A 19,843-nucleotide genomic window follows, 5' to 3' on the forward strand; every position below is an offset into this window, starting at 1 on the left:
GAGCGAAAAATGGAAAGTCTGAACGCCCTGCTGCAGGGGATGGGCCTGATGCACCTCGGCGCAGGCCAGGCGGTGATGCTGCTGGTGAGCCTGCTGCTGCTGTGGCTGGCAATTGCGAAGAAGTTTGAGCCGCTACTGCTGCTGCCGATTGGCTTCGGCGGGTTATTGTCCAACATCCCGGAGGCGGGCATGGCAATGACCGCGCTGGAGAGCCTGCTGGCACACGGGAGTCCCGCAGAGCTGACGGTGGTTGCCGCAAAGCTCCACTGCGCACCCGACGTCGCGGCGATTAAGGCGGCCCTGGCGCTGGCGCTGCCGTCGGTGCAGTACCAGGCGCAGGCGCTGGCGGTGGACATGGGCTATGCCGACGGAGTGCTGGCGCTGTTTTACCAGGCGGCGATAGGCTCCGGCGTGGCACCGCTGGTGATATTTATGGGCGTCGGCGCGATGACCGACTTCGGACCGCTGCTGGCTAACCCGCGCACCCTGCTGTTGGGCGCGGCGGCGCAGTTCGGCATCTTTGCCACCGTACTCGGCGCGCTGGCGCTGAACACGCTGGGGATTATCCACTTCACTCTGCCGCAGGCGGCGGCCATTGGCATCATCGGCGGCGCGGATGGCCCGACGGCCATCTACCTTGCCAGCAGGCTGGCACCGGAGCTGTTGGGAGCGATAGCGGTGGCCGCCTACTCCTACATGGCGCTGGTGCCGCTGATACAGCCGCCCATCATGAAGCTGCTAACCAGTGAGACAGAGCGGAAAATCCGCATGGTGCAGCTGCGCACGGTGAGCCGACGGGAGAAAATTCTGTTTCCGGCAGTGTTGCTGCTGCTGGTGGCGCTGCTGCTGCCAGACGCGGCACCGCTGCTGGGAATGTTCTGCTTTGGTAACCTGATGCGTGAGAGCGGCGTGGTAGAGCGCCTGAGCGATACGGTACAGAACGCGCTGATTAACATCGTAACCATTTTCCTCGGCCTGTCGGTAGGAGCGAAGCTGGTGGCAGACAAGTTCTTGCAGCCGCAGACGCTGGGTATTCTGGTGCTGGGAGTGATTGCGTTCGGCATCGGGACTGCGGCGGGGGTGCTGATGGCGAAGCTGCTGAACCTGTTCAGCCGACGCAAAATCAACCCGCTGATAGGCTCGGCGGGGGTGTCGGCGGTGCCGATGGCGGCGCGCGTCTCGAACAAGCTGGGGCTGGAGGCGGATGCACAGAACTTCCTGCTGATGCACGCGATGGGCCCGAATGTGGCCGGGGTTATCGGGTCGGCTATTGCGGCGGGCGTGATGCTTAAATATGTGATGGTAATGTGATAATGCGCCAGGAAAGGGCCGTGGCCTTTTCCTGGCCAGGAAGGAACGGAGCAATGAATATACAAACGGCAACTGAAATGCCTGTCTCAATAAAAGGAAAAGTTATTCACGATGTGTTGACGTCGCTGGAGGATCTTGATCGCCTGCAACCCTCGTTGACGCTGCTGGATCACCCAGAGCTGCCACATAACTGGCAACACCTGCTGAAAGATTGTTATCAATGTGGCGAGCAGCAAGCACAACAGGACATTGCATTGACGGCTTTACCCAATCAATTAGTGCAGGCTTCAACGTTGTGGTTACAGGGTTTCGGCGTGCTGTGTGCCGCAGCGGGACGGATGGCTGCGCTGGATCAGCCGCTAACCTGTAATCGTTTATGCGATCTGGCAAGTCAGCTTTGTATTGACCTACCTGCGATTGATAGTGAAGCCCGTGGCGGCTTTTATACAATACGTAGTGTGGCGTTACCTGCGTGGCGTCGTCTGCTACGCGATCGACACTCAAGCGATGTCTGTATACAACAAACATTGCTCCATCTGCTGGCCTGGAAAAGTGATGTGCCCGGCGTGCGTCAACAGGCTCAACGTTTGCTTTGGATGGGCGGCGTGCTGGGTGAGAAGGGCATTACCGCGTTGCTGACGTTAGATAACGAATTGAGCGCCCAGCAGTTTAGCTGGGCGAAGCTGTGGGCGCTGTTAGCTATCACAGGGTTTCTTGCCCGTTACCCGGCAGGGCCGATATTTGTCGATTAACCAGCGCTTTTCCAACAGTTAAGAAGGTCAGTTGGCTGCCGGGTATTCCTGAATTGTTACCGGCAGCGTCAGACGGTTATCGTTACGAATCACCTGTACATCAATAACTGAACCCGGACGGATTTCTGCTACCTGATCCATCGTTTCCTGGGCGGAAACCGCCGGTTTGCCATTCACGCTGACAATTAAATCGTTGGCCTGAATACCTGCTTTTGCTGCCGGGCCGTCCGGCGCAACGTTGTTTACGACGATTCCCTGAATACGATCGATGCCTGCATTCTGACCGTGCAGCGGCGGCACTTCGCGTCCGGTGATACCGATATAGCCGCGGATAACCCGTCCGTCACGGATTAGCTTATCCATAATTCGGGTAGCGAGCGCGGTAGGGATCGCAAAGCCGATACCTTCCGGTGTTTCGCCATCGTTGCTCTTATCAAAGGAGAGAGTATTGATACCCATCAGCTCTCCCAGCGAATTAATCAACGCGCCGCCGGAGTTGCCGCGGTTAATCGAGGCATCGGTCTGTAAAAAATTCTGGCGTCCGGAAGGGCTTAAACCGATGCGCCCGGTAGCGCTGATGATGCCCTGCGTTACGGTTTGACCAAGATTGTAAGGGTTGCCGATGGCCATCACGATATCGCCAACGTGGGCCACGCGCTTAGGATTGATGGGGATGACCGGCAGATTGGCCGCGGTGATCTTCAACACTGCCAAATCGGTCAGGCTGTCAGAACCTACCAGCATTGCTTCAAAAAAACGTCCATCCTGTAACGCAACGATAATCTGATCGGCACCATTGATAACATGGCGGTTGGTCAGAATATAGCCTTTGTTATTCATAATAACGCCGGAACCGAGCGTAGTGATGCCTCGCCCATTGCTGCTGGACGCGCTGCGATTATAGACGTTAACCACTGCCGGAACGGCGCGGCGCACGCCCTGATTGAAGCTGAATGGCGTTTGAGCCGCACTGTTTTCCGGTTCGGAAAGCAGGCCGCTGCCAATACGCAATGCAGGCATCACCGCCAGTAAAATACCTGCGACGATCAGCCCCAGAACTACCGAACGCAAGAGTTTAAGAAACATGGTGTTAAGTCACGGCAAAAAAGATCTGAGGCAGAATATCATGAGTTACGCGGACACACACGAGGTTGTATCCGCGTTATGCGATAAGGCGTGATTTAGCGCAGCAGCAGATAGAGACTTTCACCATCGCGCACGACGTTAAGCGCCAGGAACGGCGGTTTGCTCTCCAGTGCCTTACGCATCTCTGTCAGGCTCTGTACACGCGTGCGGTTGACGCCAATAATCACATCATCTTTTTGCAGGCCGACCTGCTCTGCAGGTGTTCCCTTCTGTACATCATCAACCCTGACACCTTTATTGCCGTCCGACAGCTGACCGTCGCTCAGTGAGGCACCCTGTAGTGCAGGCGTCATCGTTAGCAGTTCGGCGCTGCTCATCGTCCGGGCGCTGGCGTCCAGTTTCACCGTAACCGATACTGGTTTTCCGTCGCGCAGCAGGCCAATTTTTACCGCTTTGCCCGGCTGGGTGGTGCCGATTTTTACTCGTAGTTCGGCAAAGCTGGTAATCGGTTTATCATCTACCGTGGTAATAATATCGCCCGCTTTGATTCCGGCGGTTGCCGCCGCCGAGTGAGGCAGCACTTCCGAAACAAAAGCGCCGCGCTGGGCATCGACGTTAAAAGCACGCGCCATTTCGGCCGTCATTTCCGTTCCTTTAATGCCCAACTGCCCGCGTTTTACTTCGCCGGTTTCAATTAGTTGCTTAGCCAGTTCAATAGCCATATTGCCCGGAATGGCAAAACCAATGCCGATATTGCCGCCGCTTGAAGCGAGTATCGCCGTATTAATGCCGATCAGCTCGCCGTTCAGGTTAACCAGCGCGCCGCCGGAGTTGCCACGGTTGATGGCGGCATCGGTTTGAATAAAGTTTTCCAGCCCTTCGAGGTTCAGGCCGCTGCGTCCCAGCGCCGAAATAATGCCGGAAGTGGCGGTTTGCCCCAGACCAAAAGGGTTACCGATAGCAATAGCAAAATCGCCTACGCGTAGCCGATCGGAATCGGCCACCTTAATTTGCGTCAGATTCTGTGCGTTCTCCAGCTGAATCAGCGCAATATCGGTTTGTTCGTCGCGCCCGATGAGTTTGGCGTCATATTCGCGCCCGTCGCTGAGCTGTACGCTGATTTTATCCGCGCCGTTCACCACGTGATTATTGGTCAGCACATAGCCTTTTTGTGCGTCAATAATCACCCCGGAACCCAGCCCCTCAAACGGCTGTGGTTGCGCATCCTCCTGTCCCTGACCAAAAAAGCGTTTTAACGGTTCAGGCAGATCCTGAGCCTGATCCTCTGTCGCGGTGCCTTCAACGTGTACGCTGACCACGGCAGGTAGCACTTTTTCCAGCATCGGGGCGAGGCTGGGTAGCGTCTGATCCTGCACCTGAGTCGGTAGTGATGCCATGGCTGACGGCGCCATAGTCAGATGCATACCAACGGCCAGGGCTACTGCGCTCAACAATAATGATTTTTTCTTCATCGTTACGACGCTCTCGCTGCTCAACTGGGGAAAAGGGTGGATGGTTTGATATCGATCTGGTGACGTTAAAGAAAAAGGGCGCGGGTGCGCCCTGTTTATCAGCTACGCGGCGAACGTTCACCACGCAGAAGGCCGGATGCGCCTTCTGAATAATCACGCGGCATTTGCACCGGTGCCTGATCGTTATCCGCTTCCGCTTCAGTCAGCTGGTAAGCGAACGGATTCTTCTCACCGGGCAGATTCGGCAGCAGATCATTAGAGCCTTTCGCCATATGCTGGTAAAGCTGGCGATAATCGCGAGCCATATTATCCAGCAGTTCAGCGCTCTGCGCGAAATGGTTGGTCAGCTCTTCGCGGTAATCCGCCAGCTCTGCCTTAGATTTTTCCAGCTCGTACTGCATGCTGCGCTGTTCACGCAGTTTTTTATTGCCAAACCGCATGGCGACGGCGCCGATAATAATGCCAACGACTAACCCAATTAGCCCGTATTCCCAGGTCATAATGACTCCCGTATTGTCCTCGTTGTTCCGTAGGGCGTAACACACATAATAATAGCCACTATAACCGTTAATCTTGCGGAAGTGGAATCCTGCGGCAGCTTCGCTTAGTGTAGAACGGACTTTTTTTCAGCAAACAGGCAGCGACCTGTGATTTTTAGGGAAGTAAGACGAAGTATGCAAACGATGTCACCTTTGGCGCGCTATGAGCAGGCGCTCGCGCAAGGCGAGTATCAGCCTGATGAAGTACAGCGCGCCGCTATCAGTCGGTTAGACGCTATCCAGCAGGCGTTGAGCGCCGAAACGCCTTCAACCCAGCCGGGCGGTGGCTGGTTCGGCAAACTGCTCGGCAAGAAAAAAAATGACGCCCGAACGCCGGTACGTGGCCTTTATATGTGGGGCGGCGTAGGGCGTGGAAAGACCTGGGTAATGGACCTGTTTTTTCAGTCTATTCCTGGCGAGCGTAAGCTGCGGCTCCATTTTCACCGTTTTATGTTGCGCGTACACGAAGAGTTAACCGCGCTGCAGGGCGAAAGTGACCCTCTGGAAATCGTCGCAGATCGCTTTAAGGCGCAGACGGATGTGCTCTGCTTTGATGAATTCTTCGTTTCGGATATTACCGATGCAATGCTGTTAGGCACCCTGATGGAGGCGCTATTTGCCCGCGGTATTACGCTGGTAGCGACATCAAATATTCCGCCTGACGAGCTTTATCGTAACGGTTTGCAGCGCGCGCGCTTTTTACCCGCCATCGAACAAATTAAACAGCATTGCGAGATTATGAACGTTGATGCTGGCGTCGATTACCGCCTGCGTACGTTAACTTCGGCGCACCTCTGGATGTATCCGCTCAACGCGGAGACACAGCAGGCGATGACCCGCATGTTTACGGCGCTGGCAGGGCAGGAAGCAGAGGAAAAGCCGGTACTGGAAATTAATCACCGTCAGCTGGCAACGCAGGGCGTGGCGCATGGCGTGCTGGCTATCGATTTCGCCACGCTGTGCGGGGAAGGGCGTAGCCAGCATGATTACATTGAGCTTTCGCACCGTTTTCATAGCGTGCTGCTGCTGGATGTGCCGGTAATGCACGCCCGTAGTGAAGATCGCGCCCGCCGCTTCCTGGCGCTGGTAGATGAGTTTTATGAGCGGCACGTGAAGCTGGTGGTATCGGCAGAGGCATCGCTGTTCGATATCTATCAGGGGGAACGGTTGAAATTTGAATATCAACGCTGCCTGTCGCGTCTGCAGGAGATGCAGAGCGAAGAGTATCTGCGGCTGAAACATCTCTCCTGAACCGGGTGCGTTTTTTAATGAAAAGTGATCGATCTTTGGTAATGACTTCTCTATAATCTTGCGACCCCACGTTACGACAAGGTTTTTTTTCCCAGAAACTTTGTAGCACCGGCAAAACTGTCCGAGGGGGTGGGCTTGCTGGTCGATAAGGTCGTGTGAGCCTCAACCGTTTATTCAAGCGTTTGGGATTTCACCAACGTGTAACTTAATTTGGGTAAGCTTTTAGATGAAAACTTTTACAGCTAAGCCAGAAACCGTCCAACGTGACTGGTATGTAGTTGATGCGACAGGCAAAACTTTAGGTCGTTTAGCGACTGAACTGGCGCGCCGTCTGCGTGGCAAGCATAAAGCGGAATATACACCGCACGTCGATACCGGTGATTACATCATCGTGCTGAACGCAGAAAAAGTTGCTGTTACCGGCAACAAACGTAGCGACAAGATCTATTACCATCACACCGGTCACATCGGTGGTATCAAGCAAGCGACCTTCGAAGAGATGATTGCTCGCCGTCCTGAGCGTGTGATTGAAATCGCGGTTAAAGGCATGCTGCCAAAGGGCCCGCTGGGTCGTGCTATGTACCGTAAACTGAAAGTTTACGCGGGCAACGAGCACAACCATGCGGCACAGCAACCGCAAGTTCTTGACATTTAATCGGGATTACAGGCAATGGCTGAAACTCAAAACTACGGCACTGGTCGCCGCAAAAGCTCTTCCGCTCGCGTCTTCATTAAGCCGGGTAGCGGTAACATCGTTATCAATCAGCGTTCTCTGGAACAGTACTTCGGTCGCGAAACTGCCCGCATGGTAGTTCGTCAGCCGCTGGAACTGCTGGATATGGTTGGTAAATTCGATCTGTACATCACCGTTAAAGGTGGTGGTATCTCTGGTCAGGCTGGTGCGATCCGTCATGGTATCACCCGTGCGCTGATGGAGTATGACGAGTCACTGCGTGGCGAACTGCGTAAAGCAGGTTTCGTTACCCGTGATGCTCGTGAGGTTGAACGTAAGAAAGTCGGTCTGCGTAAAGCACGCCGTCGTCCGCAGTTCTCCAAACGTTAATTGCTGCTGCTTCGGCAGACGCAGTTACAGAAAGCCCGACGCTTTGCGTCGGGTTTTTTTATGCCTCTGATTCACCGTAATATCGGACTATTACGCTTTTTTACCGGCAATTCTTTTCTTCCTTCCCCCACAAACTGCCTAAAATCTGGTAAACTGACTGTCACTTTGCGCCCGTTAAACGGAGAGAATCCCGACAGGAAGGGGATTCACAGGATTCCGGCTGGCGGGTGATGTCGTTAAGCAGGTTAGTCGCCGCGCGGTTGGCTATTCGCACTGTATTCTGGATAAACTTGGAGGTTTTCATGGCTGTCGCTGCCAACAAACGTTCGGTAATGACGCTGTTTTCTGGTCCCACTGACATTTTCAGCCATCAGGTACGTATCGTACTGGCCGAGAAAGGTGTCAGCGTAGAGATCGAGCAGGTTGAAATGGATAATCTGCCGCAGGATCTGATTGACCTCAACCCGTATCGCACCGTTCCAACGCTGGTGGATCGTGAGCTGACGCTATATGAATCACGCATCATTATGGAATATCTCGACGAGCGTTTCCCACACCCGCCGTTGATGCCAGTTTATCCGGTTGCGCGTGGTGAAAGCCGTCTGATGATGCACCGTATTGAGCAGGACTGGTACAGTCTGATGCGTACCATCGAAACGGGTTCCGGCCAGCAGGTAGAGAATGCGCGTAAACAGCTGCGTGAAGAACTGTTGGCTATTGCTCCGCTCTTTACCCGTACGCCGTTCTTTCTGAGCGAAGAGTTTAGTCTGGTGGATTGCTATCTGGCCCCGTTGCTGTGGCGTTTGCCGCTGCTTGGCGTTGAGCTGGTCGGAAGCGGTACGAAAGAACTGAAAGGCTATATGACACGCGTCTTTGAACGTGATTCTTTCCTTGCTTCGCTGACCGAAGCAGAACGCGAAATGCGCCTGCAAGCCCGAGGCTAACGGCTATGGAAATGTCTCAACTAACCGCACGTCGTCCTTACCTGCTACGCGCCTTCTATGAGTGGCTGCTGGATAACCAACTTACGCCGCATCTGGTTGTAGACATTAATTTGCCAGGTGTAATGGTGCCGCTGGAATATGCCCGTGACGGACAGATTGTATTGAATATTGCGCCGCGCGCGGTAGGTAATCTGGAGTTGGGGAACGATGAAGTGCGTTTCAATGCGCGCTTTGGCGGCGTGCCACGGCAGGTAACGGTGCCGATCGCTGCCGTATTGGCTATTTACGCGCGTGAAAATGGCGCGGGTACCATGTTTGAACCTGAACCCGCCTATGAACTGATGGAAGGCGAAGAGCTTACCCAGGGTACGGAAGAGACGGTTATGTCAGTGATTGATGGCGATCGTCCTGATAACACTGACGCGGAAGATGAAAGCCCAGAGGACGATCCGCCGCCACGTGGTGGGCGTCCCGCTTTACGTGTTGTAAAATGAAAAACGGGCCTACAGGCCCGTTTTTTTAGGCCTGATGTTTAGCGTAGCACCAGTGTGGAAACTACAGCTTCTTCAGTATTTGAAATTATTATCAAGCCTCTTAAATAGCATTTTTAAATATTTACTTTAAATTTATTACGTATTCCACTACTTGAGCTTTTCTTTCGCGACGACATTTTTTAGCTAAAAAAAATGTCATTTATAGAATAAATACTAATTAATTATCTAAAGTATTTTGATTGTTAATCATGTTTTTATTTCCTCGCTATAAAAATCTTTATCCAAAAATATCGTTATCTTTAAGTTAGTCAAGTAATGGCATGGGAGTTATTATCTATGAAATCAATTCGATATGAAAATCAGGAGCGATTTGAAAAATTCTACAGGGTAATTTAATTATTTATTTATGCTCATTAACATTTTAAAGTGTCTGCCGGGTTAGTACATTATTGTTAAACATGAAAGTGGAAAAGTAACTTGACCGGTACGTTAATTTTATTGACATTAGTTATTGTGTTAAATTTTTTTATCTATTACCGCCAAAGAGTTATGATGTGGCTTTGGTGATTTTTAATATTTTAATTCCGCAAAGAACATTAGCAAATGGAGTTGTTACATGTCTAAGTTAAAAAATCATGTAAGAATTAAAGCGGGTGGCGTTAGATTCAGAAAACGTTATCTGGCTGGTTTAGTGAGTACGCTACTGGTTACCGGGTACTCTCTCTCTTCCTCTGCCGCACCGATATTTGTGGTGGATGATGAGCACGAGCAGGATCTTAAGTTAAGCGGTGGGGAGTATGAGGCTAAATTTTCGGACTGGGAAAACGCCACCATTTTTGCCAGCGGGCCAGGAAGAAAAATCGAAGCAAACGATATAACAATCAATACCAGCGACGCGGCACTTGATAATAAAGCCGTTTCGGTAGAAAACGGTGCTGTAGTTATATTAAATAATTCCACCATCAATGGCGGCTACCTGCGTAGTACGGGTGCTACCATTGAGCTAAACGATACAAGCATAAATGCGACGCTCGGCAGCAATGTTTTAAGCGTAAATAGTAATAGCACCCTGAATATTAATAACAGCACTATTAATTTCGTAAATAATCAGTTTGGCTATGCGTTGACCACCAGTAATGGCGCTACGCTGGGTATCAACAATCTGACCACTAACGGCGCGTTATATATTGCCGATGCGAAAGGCTCACTTAATAATAGCACAGTTAACCACTCTTCCATTTTTAATGCTGTGGCGGTGAATAACTCTAATTTAGCGATAACCGGAACTAAGATTAATAATAACCATGCCGACAGCGGTACGGGCCTGAGCCTGACTAATAACAGCAAGGTTAAATTTCAGGATGGACATATAAAAAGTGCAGGTAAAGCGTTGGAAATTATTTCCAGTGAATTTACCGGTAAAAACTTAAATATTACTTCTAGTAAGAACAGGGCCATTGAGGCTTCCCAGCTAAGTAAAATTTCACTAACTGATTCTGATATTAAGGGTAATATTGGTATATTTGCTAATTCTTCTGAGGTAAAACTCACCGATGTTAATATTGACCTGGAAGCTTCGCCGACGCCTATTTCATACGGCTGGGGTCTGTGGGTGCAAAACGTACAGAACTGTACCGGAGAGTGTGGTACAGCTGTTATCACCCGCACTAAGATTGAAACTAAAGGTGATGATGCCTATGGTATATCAATAAGTGCTGGCGCTCATGCAAAGGCGGAAGAGCTGACTGTTAACACCAGTGGTGATAAAGCAATAGGTATTAACCTTTCTGGTTCGAATACCAGCAAGATAGCTTCTACGTTGACGTTGAAAAATAGTGCAATCACTACCAGTGGCGATGATGCCCATGGTGTAGTGGTACGTAACGGACGTGATACCAAAATTAATACGGCCGATCTGACAGATGTCACAATTAATACGTCGGGTGAATATTCGGCTGCGCTGGGCGTCTGGGAAGGGGCTTCAGTAAAGGCCACAAATTTAACTGTTAATAACAGTGGCCCGAACAGTGATATTTTTTATATGCGTGATGGTAGTGCAGCGTTGCGCAACCAGTTAACCGTTGAAAATAGCACGCTCAATAATAGCCAGGGAAACGGCATTTATGGTCATGGCTTCAGTGATATCCTGCTAAAAGATTCAACTATCACGGTTAAAGAGAAGCTGCTGAAGGCTTTTACCGGTTCTGATGTAAAACTTGATTTAGATAATGTTACGGCTAAAGGCGATGTTACTGCTGCTGGAGATGCCGGGATCAATATGAACCTCATTAATGCTTCCAGTCTGACCGGAGCTATTACCGCAGCTGAAGATACTAACGTCAATATAAAACTCCTTAGCGGTTCCAGCCTGACTGGGGCGGTAAATGGGGTAAATAGCTTTGATCATCAGGGCAAGAGTTGGACCATAACCGGCGACTCTGATGTGAAAACATTACATAACGCAGGTGAGATCATTTTCGATCAAACAGGCTCTGCGGGACGTACTCTGACCGTTAAGGGCGACTATATTAGCGATAACGGTAATCTGACGTTGTTGACGCGTTTAGGCGATGATAATTCGTTAACGGATCGCTTGATAGTGGAAGGTAGTACAGCCGGAACTACTAATCTGAAGATTTATAACGATGGTGGGCTGGGCGCTGAAACCAATGACGGTATTAAAGTGGTTATGGTAGGAGGCGAATCTAACGGATCTTTTAGACTGGAAAATCGTGTTGGTTACGGCGGTTATGAATATTTCCTCTATAAAGGGGGCGTATCCGATAACGACGGCAATTGGTATCTGCGTTCTACATACGAAGATCCGGAAATTCCCGATCCGGAACCAGAAGATCCAGAACCTAACCCTAACCCAACACCTAATCCAACGCCCGATCCGGCCCCATCGCCGAATCCTACACCGGATCGAGTCCATCTTGTTGAACCAGAGGTTGGTGCTTACATCGGTAACCAGGCTATTGCCAATCAGATGTTTAACCTGCGGTTACGCGATCGCGCGGGTGAATCACTGTTCACTCAGCCAAAAGCCGTTGGGGATTTTGCCTCAACGATGTGGTTACGTACTGAGGGTGGTCAAACCAGAAGTCGGGCCGCTGGAAGGCAGTTAAAAGTCAGAACGAATGCAGTTGTCACGCAGCTGGGGGGGGATATCGTTCAGTACGATAATGGAGAAGACCTGTTGCGTATTGGTGTGCTGGCCGGCTACGGTGACGCTCATCTGAACTCACATTCTGTTTATACGGGCTATAAAGCAAAAAGCCGTGTTAAAGGTTACAGCGCAGGCTTATATGCAACCTGGTATTCCAGTCAGGATCTGGAACAGGACGGCATGTATGTTGATGGCTGGTTGCAGCATGGCTGGTTTGATAATGATGTTACCGGTGATAGCTATTCCACCATAAGCTATAAGTCTAAAGGCTTTAGCGCATCGTTAGAAACGGGCTATAGTTTGCGACTGGCAGATTTCCCTACCGCTTCATGGTTTATCCAGCCGCAGGCGCAGTTGATCTGGTCCGGCGTTCACGCTGACGATGTTAACGATAAACGCGGCAGTACCATCAACAGTGGCGATCAGGATTACTGGCAGACCCGCCTTGGCGTGCGTACCTGGCTGCGTGGTACCTCACCGGTGAATCGCCAGCAGATCTTCCAGCCGTTTGTTGAGCTTAACTGGTTACACAATGCCGAAGCTTATGAAGCCGATTACCGCTTTGCTACTGGCAGCCGCCGTTACACCAGTTCAACGGCGAAGGATGTGGGTGAATTTAAGGTAGGTCTTGAAGGTAAGCTGATGGACAATTTCTCCGTTTGGGGAAATGTTGCTCACCGCTTTGATGATAATAACTACAGCTATACTTCAGGTATGCTGGGCGTTAAATATCAGTTCTAAAGAGTTTTAGGGCGGGCAGTAGCTCGCCCCCTGAGGTTTTCTCAGGCGTATAAAAAAACCGTCAGTATACGCTGACGGTTTTTTAATGGATGGAAAACAGCGGTCAAACTTCCAGATAGTTCATAATGCCATCCGCAGCTTTACGTCCTTCTGCAATAGCCGTCACGACCAGATCGGAACCGCGTACAGCATCGCCACCAGCAAAGATTTTTGGATTACTGGTCTGGAAAGCATTGTCATGGCCTTCAGGCGCGATAATGCGCCCCTGAGCATCCAGCTCAACGCTAAACGGCTCCAGCCATTCCATTTTATGGGGACGGAAACCAAAAGCGATAATTACCGCATCCGCCGACAGAATATGCTCGGAGCCGGCAACAATTTCTGCCCGTCGACGCCCATGCGCATCTGGCTGGCCCATCTCAGTCCGGGCAACCCTGACGCCACAGACGCGTCCTGCGCTGTTAACCTCGATGCCCAGCGGCTGCAGGTTAAACTGAAATTCAACGCCTTCTTCCCGCGCGTTTTTGACTTCCCGACGTGATCCCGGCATGTTTTCTTCATCACGACGGTAGGCGCAGGTAACATGCGTGGCACCCTGGCGGATAGCCGTGCGTACACAGTCCATCGCCGTATCACCACCGCCCAGCACAACAACACGTTTACCCTGCAAGTTAATATAGGGCCGATCGGCCAGCGCTTCGAACCCCATCGTCTGATGTGTATTAGCGATCAGGTAGGGAAGGGCATCGTACACACCTGGCGCATCTTCATTTTCCAGTCCGCCACGCATTGATTGATAGGTGCCAACGCCAAGGAATACCGCGTCGAAGTCATTAATCATGTCGCTCAACTGAATATCACGTCCAACCTCAGTATTCAGCTGAAATTCAATGCCCATCTCAGTGAACATTGTACGGCGACGTGTCATAACGTCTTTTTCCAGTTTAAAGGCTGGAATACCAAAGGTCAGCAGCCCGCCAATTTCTGGATGACGATCGTAAACCACCGCTTTAACGCCGTTGCGGGTTAATACATCAGCACAGGCAAGTCCGGCTGGGCCTGCGCCGATAATGGCAACACGTTTGCCGGTAGGCTTTACGTGTGACATATCGGGACGCCAGCCCATTTCAATTGCCTTATCATTGATATAGCGTTCGATATTGCCGATGGTGACCGCGCCGAATTCATCGTTAAGCGTGCAGGAGCCTTCACACAGACGATCCTGCGGGCAAACGCGCCCGCATACTTCCGGCAGGCTGTTAGTTTGATGCGAGAGCTCGGCGGCCTCGATAATTCGCCCTTCGTTAGCCAGTTTCAGCCAGTTGGGAATATAGTTATGAACCGGACATTTCCATTCGCAGTAGGGGTTGCCGCACGACAGACAGCGGTCCGCCTGTGCTTTGGCCTGGCTCTCGGAAAAGGGTTCGTAAATTTCTACAAACTCAATCTTACGGATCTTGAGCGGCTTTTTCGGCGGATCAACGCGCTGCAAGTCGATAAACTGATAAACGTTTTGACTCATAATGACCTCTTACTGCGCCTGCACCCGCAGTTCAGCTGCGGAACGACTACGGTGCCCCAGTAACGCTTTAACGTCACTGGATTTTGGTTTGACCAGCGCAAATTTTGACGACCAGTCCGGCCAGTTAGCCAGAATCTCTTCGCCGCGCGTCGATCCGGTATGCTGTACGTGCTCGGTAATCAGGCCGCGCAGGTGCTCTTCATGGATAGCTAAATCATCCACGCTCAGCACTTCAACCAGCTCCTGATTGACACGTTTGCGGAATTCACCATCTTCATCCAGCACATAGGCAAAGCCGCCGGTCATGCCTGCGCCAAAATTGACGCCGGTTTTACCTAGCACACAAACGATACCGCCAGTCATATATTCGCAGCCGTTATCACCAATACCTTCAACCACGGTAATGGCACCGGAGTTACGGACGGCGAAACGTTCGCCCGCGCGCCCTGCGGCAAACAACTTGCCGCCGGTGGCACCATACAGACAGGTATTACCGGCGATGGTCGCCTCGTGGCTACGGAACGCCGAACCTACCGGTGGGCGAATCGCCAGCAGGCCACCGGCCATCCCTTTACCCACGTAGTCGTTGGCATCACCGGTTAGCGTTTGCTCAACGCCGCCTGCATTCCAGACACCAAAGCTTTGGCCTGCGGTACCGCTGTAGTGAATTTTGATCGGATCGGATGCCAGACCCTGATCGCCATGGATCATAGCGATCGCGCCGGAAAGTGTGGCACCAACGGAGCGGTCGGTATTGCGAATATCAAACCAGAAAGTCTTGCTTTGCTTCGCTTCTACGTAAGGCATCGCTTGCTGTAGCAACGCTTTGTTCAAATCACCGTTATCAAACGGCGGGTTGCCTTCGGTACAGTAAACCGCTTTGCCCGGCATCGGCGTGGCCGTTACCAGCAGCGAAGAGAGATCCAGGTTTTGCTGCTTAGCGGTGAAGCCATCCAGTACCGTTAACAGATCGGTACGCCCGATCAGATCTACCAGCCGTTTCACTCCCAGTTCGGCCATCAGCTCGCGGGTTTCCTGCGCGATAAACTGGAAGTAATTGGTCACGCGATATGGCAGGCCGTGATAATGGTTTTTACGCAGCTTCTCATCCTGCGTAGCCACACCGGTAGCACAGTTATTCAGATGGCAGATACGCAGGTATTTACAGCCCAGCGCCACCATCGGGCCAGTACCAAACCCAAAACTTTCCGCTCCTAAAATCGCCGCCTTAATAATATCGCGTCCCGATTTTAGCCCGCCATCTACCTGTAAACGGATCTTATGACGCAGACCGTTAGCAACTAACGCCTGCTGGGTTTCCACCAGGCCCAGCTCCCACGGACAGCCAGCATATTTTACCGAGCTAAGCGGGCTGGCACCGGTGCCGCCGTCATAACCGGCGATAGTAATCAGATCGGCATAGGCCTTCGCTACCCCGGTAGCAATCGTGCCAACGCCCGGTTCTGACACCAGTTTTACCGAAATCATCGCTTTCGGGTTAACCTGTTTCAGATCGAAAATCAGCTGTGCCAGGTCCTCAATTGAATAGATATCGTGATGCGGCGGCGGCGAGATCAACGTCACGCCCGGTACCGAATAACGCAGCCTGGCGATGTAAGGTGTTACCTTATCGCCCGGCAGCTGTCCGCCTTCGCCTGGTTTTGCGCCCTGGGCAACTTTTATCTGAATAACGTCGGCGTTAACCAGATAGGCTGGCGTTACGCCAAAGCGTCCCGAAGCGACCTGCTTAATACGTGAAACTTTATTGGTGCCGTAACGTGCCGGATCTTCACCACCTTCGCCAGAGTTCGAGTAACCACCCAGGCTGTTCATCGCCTGCGCCAGTGACTCATGCGCTTCCGGGCTAAGTGCGCCGATAGACATAGCGGCGGTATCGAAGCGCTTAAACAGCTCGCTGGCGGGCTCTACCTCATCCAGGCTGACAGGCTGCGTGCCGGGCTTTATCGCCAGCAGGTCGCGCAGCGTCGCTACCGGACGTTCATTAACCTGACGGGCATACAGTTGATAATCGCTGTATTCGCCGCTCTGCACCGCTGCCTGCAAGGTGCGCACCACGTCCGGGTTATAGGCATGATATTCCCCGCCGTGGACATACTTCAGCAGGCCGCCCTGATCGAGCGGTTTTCGTTGTAGCCAGGCACGCTTCGCCAGGTTGACCAGATCCTGTTGGAAGTCAGCAAAGTTTGAACCACCAATCCGGCTAACGACGCCCCGGAAGCACAGGCTGGAGACGTCGCGATGCAGGCCCACAGCCTCAAACAGCTTAGAACAGCGGTAGGAGGCGATAGTCGAAATGCCCATTTTCGACATAATCTTGTACAGCCCTTTGTTGATGCCGTTACGGTAGTTCAGCATCAGCGTACGGTAATCTTTTTCAATCACGCCGCTATCGGCCATTTTCGCTAGGGATTCATAGGCGAGGTAAGGGTAGATAGCCGTTGCACCGAAGCCGAGCAATACGGCGAAATGGTGTGGATCGCGGGCGCTGGCGGTTTCAACGATGATATTTGCGTCACAGCGCAGGTTTTTCTCTACCAGGCACGTTTGGATTGCCCCCACGATCATGGGTGCCGGAACCGGCAGGCGCTGTTCGCTGATAGCGCGATCGGAAAGCACCAGCAGTACCGTACCGTTACGAACCATGCTTTCCGCTTTAGCGCAAAGTTCATGAATCGTCGCTTCCAGCGTTTGCTCTGCCGGATTAAACGTACAGTCGAGGGTATCAGCGCGATAATATTCGCCTTCCATCGTGGTGAGCTGGCGGAAATCAGAAAAGAGCAGGATCGGCGACTTAAAAGAGACGCGATGCGCCTGGCCTTCTGCCTCGCAAAACACGTTCATTTCACGGCCAATGCTGGTGGCCAGCGACATCACATGATTTTCACGCAGCGGATCGATCGGCGGGTTGGTGACCTGCGCGAACTGCTGGCGAAAATAGTCATAAATGATGCGCGGACGGCTGGAGAGCACAGCAAATGGCGTATCGTCGCCCATTGAGCCGACCGCTTCCTGACCGTTTTCGCCCAGTACGCGGATAATCTGATCCAGTTCTTCACTGCTGTAGCCGAACTGCTTCTGATAGGTGAGTAGAGCAACGTCGTCCAGCTCGCGGCTTCCCACCTGATCGTCAGGCAGATCCTCAAACGGCACCAGGCGCTTAACGTTTTTTTCCATCCAGGATTGATAGGGATGGCGGCTTTTCAGATCGTCATCGGTCTCGGCAGAATGCAGAATGCGGCCCGCACGGGTATCGATAACCATCAGCTCGCCGGGGCCGACGCGCCCTTTTTCCAGAACTTCGTCGGGCTGGTAATCCCAGATGCCGACTTCTGAAGCGCAGGTGATCAGCTTGTCTTTAGTAATAACATAGCGTGCCGGGCGCAAGCCGTTGCGATCGAGGTTACAGGCGGCGTAGCGCCCATCAGACATCACGATACCCGCCGGACCATCCCACGGCTCCATGTGCATAGAGTTGAAGTCAAAGAAGGCGCGTAGTTCAGGCCCCATATCCGGGTTGTTCTGCCAGGCAGGCGGGACCAGCAGGCGCATGGCGCGGATCAGATCCATACCGCCGTTGAGGAATAGCTCCAGCATATTATCCATTGAGCTGGAGTCTGAGCCGGTTTCATTGACGAACGGAGCAGCATCCTGCAAATCGGGAATCAGCGGCGTCTGGAATTTATAGGCGCGCGCGCGCGCCCACTGGCGGTTACCGGCAATCGTATTAATCTCGCCGTTGTGCGCCATATAGCGGAACGGCTGTGCCAGCGGCCAGCGTGGTACGGTATTGGTTGAGAAACGCTGGTGGAACAGGCAAATAGCCGATTCCAGACGCAGATCGGCGAGGTCAAGGTAAAAGCGCGGCAGATCGGCCGGCATACACAGACCTTTATAGATATTGACCTGGTTAGAGAAGCTGCAAATATAAAATTCTTTGTCTTCCAGCGCGTCAATGCGCTTTTCAATACGACGGCGCGCCATATAAAGGCGGCGTTCCATATCACGCGGACGCCAGCCCGCAGGCGCGTTGATAAAAATCTGTTCAATGCGAGGCAGAGAGGAGAGGGCAATAGCACCCAGCACGTCCTGATTGGTTGGCACTTCACGCCAGCCTACAATAGATAACGTTTCGCGTAATACCTCTTCTTCCACAATGCGGCGGCTGATACGGGCCCTTTCTTCATCCTGACTGAGAAACAGCATACCGACGGCATAGTTTTTCGCCAGACGCCAGCCATGCTCTTCTGCGACGATGCGAAAAAAACGATCGGGTTTTTGTAACAGCAGGCCACAGCCGTCACCGGTTTTGCCGTCGGCGAGAATTGCGCCGCGGTGCTGCATACGAGCCAGGGCGTGAATCGCAGTGCGCACTACTTTATGGCTGGGTTCGCCTTCAATATGAGCGATCAGGCCGAAACCACAGTTATCCTTTTCAAGGGATTTATCGTACAACATTTCAGTGAACCTCCCCAGGCTCTGCGGATTCCCGGCGTCAACGGCAGGCGTAGAAAGGGCAGGCGGCTGGTTAGCGCATCATACGCTCATCGGTCGCATTGCTCCCATTCATTGCCTCAGGCATCGGTGACACAAGTATTGCGGACTTGTTTCGAGGGAATCTCAATTACTGCATAAATATGATGAGTGGAACACTCATCCGAAAAGCTTCCAGCGGATTTCCAACTTATCGGGAAAGCGTAAAGAGGTCAACAAGGCTATCTGTTTATGCTATTCGACGCTTTAATACCGTAATCTATTGATTATTATATTTTTTATTGAAGTATTTATCGTGATGGCATTGTCAGCTCCGCCAGCATAGTGTGAGCTGACTCACTATAGGGCAGCGGTCAAATCTCTGCACCATGCTAGTGCTGGCGCGTATTGCAGCATTATATGCTAAGAATTGCGGATGAATTATTGAATATCACTATTTTTCTTAAAGCATTACTTTTTCGCTAAACACAGAATGATTATTAGCAAATCTAATCGGGCATTGAGTGATTAAAAACGCGTTTAATTTGAATGATTATTCTTTAGGTGAGCGAAAGGAGAGACGCAATGGAAGCATACTTTAAAATAATGCAGGTAAAATAGCAGGTTTTGATTAAACAGATGCATCTCCAATGTATGCAACCTCATAAAATAGTCAACATCTTTAACCTGCCAGAGGCGTTTTTTTATCTTTCTGCCTTAACGTGATGCCTTATGCAATAAGCTGGAATAGAGGCCATGAAAATGGGCTACTCTCATCATCAAAACCTCTCTTTGTTTATAAATAAAACGCTATCCCGAAAAGCCTGTACTGCCTGTTGTAGAAAAGAGGCGCGATGGGGTTGGTTAAATAAGTGGATTTTATGTTTAATTTGTTGAATTTCAATGAAAAATTCTGAAAATCCTTCCTGCCTGTACAGACCCTGATTGCCTGTCCTGCCTGTTTGTTCTTCTGAAGCCGAGCGTACCGCCATAAACGCCTGGTTTACG

Annotated in this window: 14 protein-coding genes; 8 read left to right on the forward strand and 6 right to left on the reverse strand. The window is 51.7% G+C overall.

Features of this window, described 5'->3' with window-relative positions; translation table 11 throughout:
* The first annotated feature begins 9 nt into the window (after positions 1 to 9).
* Together C7M51_RS20005 and C7M51_RS20010 are read left to right on the forward strand one after the other, a co-directional pair.
* Positions 10 to 1,311: an oxaloacetate decarboxylase subunit beta gene (locus C7M51_RS20005; RefSeq protein WP_160623245.1), complete on the forward strand. Its 1,302-nt coding sequence runs from the start codon at positions 10 to 12 to the stop codon at positions 1,309 to 1,311.
* A 53-nt stretch (positions 1,312 to 1,364) separates the two neighbouring features.
* Positions 1,365 to 2,063: a hypothetical protein gene (locus tag C7M51_RS20010; RefSeq protein ID WP_160623246.1), complete on the forward strand. Its 699-nt coding sequence runs from the start codon at positions 1,365 to 1,367 to the stop codon at positions 2,061 to 2,063.
* 27 nt (positions 2,064 to 2,090) lie between these two features.
* On the opposite strand, the gene degS is transcribed toward C7M51_RS20010, so the two are convergent.
* The 3 genes from degS to zapG all read right to left on the reverse strand — a co-directional run bounded on the left by degS (position 2,091) and on the right by zapG (position 5,121).
* Positions 2,091 to 3,149: an outer membrane-stress sensor serine endopeptidase DegS gene (gene degS / locus C7M51_RS20015; protein ID WP_160623247.1), complete on the reverse strand. Its 1,059-nt coding sequence runs from the start codon at positions 3,147 to 3,149 to the stop codon at positions 2,091 to 2,093.
* Positions 3,150 to 3,244: 95 nt separating this feature from the next.
* A complete protein-coding gene (degQ, locus tag C7M51_RS20020) occupies positions 3,245 to 4,621 on the reverse strand; it encodes a serine endoprotease DegQ (protein WP_160623248.1) in 1,377 nt (458 codons plus the stop codon).
* 98 nt (positions 4,622 to 4,719) lie between these two features.
* Positions 4,720 to 5,121, reverse strand: a complete 402-nt coding sequence (gene zapG, locus C7M51_RS20025) for a Z-ring associated protein ZapG (protein ID WP_141174759.1) — start codon at positions 5,119 to 5,121, stop codon at positions 4,720 to 4,722.
* 174 nt (positions 5,122 to 5,295) lie between these two features.
* Here zapG and zapE point away from each other — a divergent pair, with 174 nt between their 5' ends.
* The 6 genes from zapE to C7M51_RS20055 all read left to right on the forward strand — a co-directional run bounded on the left by zapE (position 5,296) and on the right by C7M51_RS20055 (position 12,822).
* Positions 5,296 to 6,411, forward strand: coding sequence for a cell division protein ZapE (gene zapE / locus C7M51_RS20030; protein WP_160623249.1), 1,116 nt, complete (start codon positions 5,296 to 5,298; stop codon positions 6,409 to 6,411).
* A 226-nt stretch (positions 6,412 to 6,637) separates the two neighbouring features.
* Positions 6,638 to 7,066: a 50S ribosomal protein L13 gene (gene rplM / locus C7M51_RS20035; protein ID WP_006121722.1), complete on the forward strand. Its 429-nt coding sequence runs from the start codon at positions 6,638 to 6,640 to the stop codon at positions 7,064 to 7,066.
* A 15-nt stretch (positions 7,067 to 7,081) separates the two neighbouring features.
* The gene (rpsI, locus tag C7M51_RS20040; RefSeq protein ID WP_160623250.1) at positions 7,082 to 7,474 is read left to right on the forward strand and encodes a 30S ribosomal protein S9; all 393 of its coding nucleotides are present in this window, start codon (positions 7,082 to 7,084) and stop codon (positions 7,472 to 7,474) included.
* A gap of 302 nt (positions 7,475 to 7,776) precedes the next feature.
* A complete protein-coding gene (sspA, locus tag C7M51_RS20045) occupies positions 7,777 to 8,418 on the forward strand; it encodes a stringent starvation protein SspA (RefSeq protein WP_160623251.1) in 642 nt (213 codons plus the stop codon).
* A 5-nt stretch (positions 8,419 to 8,423) separates the two neighbouring features.
* Positions 8,424 to 8,912 (forward strand): ClpXP protease specificity-enhancing factor, encoded by a 489-nt coding sequence (gene sspB / locus C7M51_RS20050; protein WP_160623252.1) that lies wholly within the window; start codon positions 8,424 to 8,426, stop codon positions 8,910 to 8,912.
* A 616-nt stretch (positions 8,913 to 9,528) separates the two neighbouring features.
* Positions 9,529 to 12,822, forward strand: a complete 3,294-nt coding sequence (locus tag C7M51_RS20055) for an autotransporter outer membrane beta-barrel domain-containing protein (RefSeq protein WP_160623253.1) — start codon at positions 9,529 to 9,531, stop codon at positions 12,820 to 12,822.
* Between the two features lie 103 nt (positions 12,823 to 12,925).
* Here C7M51_RS20055 and C7M51_RS20060 read toward each other — a convergent pair whose 3' ends face one another.
* From C7M51_RS20060 to C7M51_RS20070, 3 genes are all read right to left on the reverse strand, one after another.
* On the reverse strand, positions 12,926 to 14,344 hold the full coding sequence (locus C7M51_RS20060) for a glutamate synthase small subunit (protein ID WP_160623254.1): 1,419 nt from the start codon (positions 14,342 to 14,344) through the stop codon (positions 12,926 to 12,928).
* Between the two features lie 9 nt (positions 14,345 to 14,353).
* Entirely contained in the window at positions 14,354 to 18,820 is a 4,467-nt protein-coding gene (gene gltB / locus C7M51_RS20065) for a glutamate synthase large subunit (RefSeq protein ID WP_160623255.1), read from the reverse strand.
* 794 nt (positions 18,821 to 19,614) lie between these two features.
* The gene (locus C7M51_RS20070; protein WP_160623256.1) at positions 19,615 to 19,827 is read right to left on the reverse strand and encodes a hypothetical protein; all 213 of its coding nucleotides are present in this window, start codon (positions 19,825 to 19,827) and stop codon (positions 19,615 to 19,617) included.
* Between the last annotated feature and the right edge of the window lie 16 nt (positions 19,828 to 19,843).

This window comes from Mixta intestinalis (assembly GCF_009914055.1).
GTDB lineage: Bacteria > Pseudomonadota > Gammaproteobacteria > Enterobacterales > Enterobacteriaceae > Mixta > Mixta intestinalis.

Bases quoted from the DNA above. Each gene is read 5' to 3' on its own strand.
- rplM (WP_006121722.1), top strand. From the start codon at position 6,638: ATGAAAACTTTTACAGCTAAGCCAGAAACCGTCCAACGTGACTGGTAT.
- zapG (WP_141174759.1), bottom strand. From the start codon at position 5,121: ATGACCTGGGAATACGGGCTAATTGGGTTAGTCGTTGGCATTATTATC.
- C7M51_RS20010 (WP_160623246.1), top strand. From the start codon at position 1,365: ATGAATATACAAACGGCAACTGAAATGCCTGTCTCAATAAAAGGAAAA.
- C7M51_RS20055 (WP_160623253.1), top strand. From the start codon at position 9,529: ATGTCTAAGTTAAAAAATCATGTAAGAATTAAAGCGGGTGGCGTTAGA.
- C7M51_RS20005 (WP_160623245.1), top strand. From the start codon at position 10: ATGGAAAGTCTGAACGCCCTGCTGCAGGGGATGGGCCTGATGCACCTC.
- degS (WP_160623247.1), bottom strand. From the start codon at position 3,149: ATGTTTCTTAAACTCTTGCGTTCGGTAGTTCTGGGGCTGATCGTCGCA.
- degQ (WP_160623248.1), bottom strand. From the start codon at position 4,621: ATGAAGAAAAAATCATTATTGTTGAGCGCAGTAGCCCTGGCCGTTGGT.
- rpsI (WP_160623250.1), top strand. From the start codon at position 7,082: ATGGCTGAAACTCAAAACTACGGCACTGGTCGCCGCAAAAGCTCTTCC.
- gltB (WP_160623255.1), bottom strand. From the start codon at position 18,820: ATGTTGTACGATAAATCCCTTGAAAAGGATAACTGTGGTTTCGGCCTG.
- zapE (WP_160623249.1), top strand. From the start codon at position 5,296: ATGCAAACGATGTCACCTTTGGCGCGCTATGAGCAGGCGCTCGCGCAA.
- C7M51_RS20070 (WP_160623256.1), bottom strand. From the start codon at position 19,827: ATGGCGGTACGCTCGGCTTCAGAAGAACAAACAGGCAGGACAGGCAAT.
- sspA (WP_160623251.1), top strand. From the start codon at position 7,777: ATGGCTGTCGCTGCCAACAAACGTTCGGTAATGACGCTGTTTTCTGGT.
- sspB (WP_160623252.1), top strand. From the start codon at position 8,424: ATGGAAATGTCTCAACTAACCGCACGTCGTCCTTACCTGCTACGCGCC.
- C7M51_RS20060 (WP_160623254.1), bottom strand. From the start codon at position 14,344: ATGAGTCAAAACGTTTATCAGTTTATCGACTTGCAGCGCGTTGATCCG.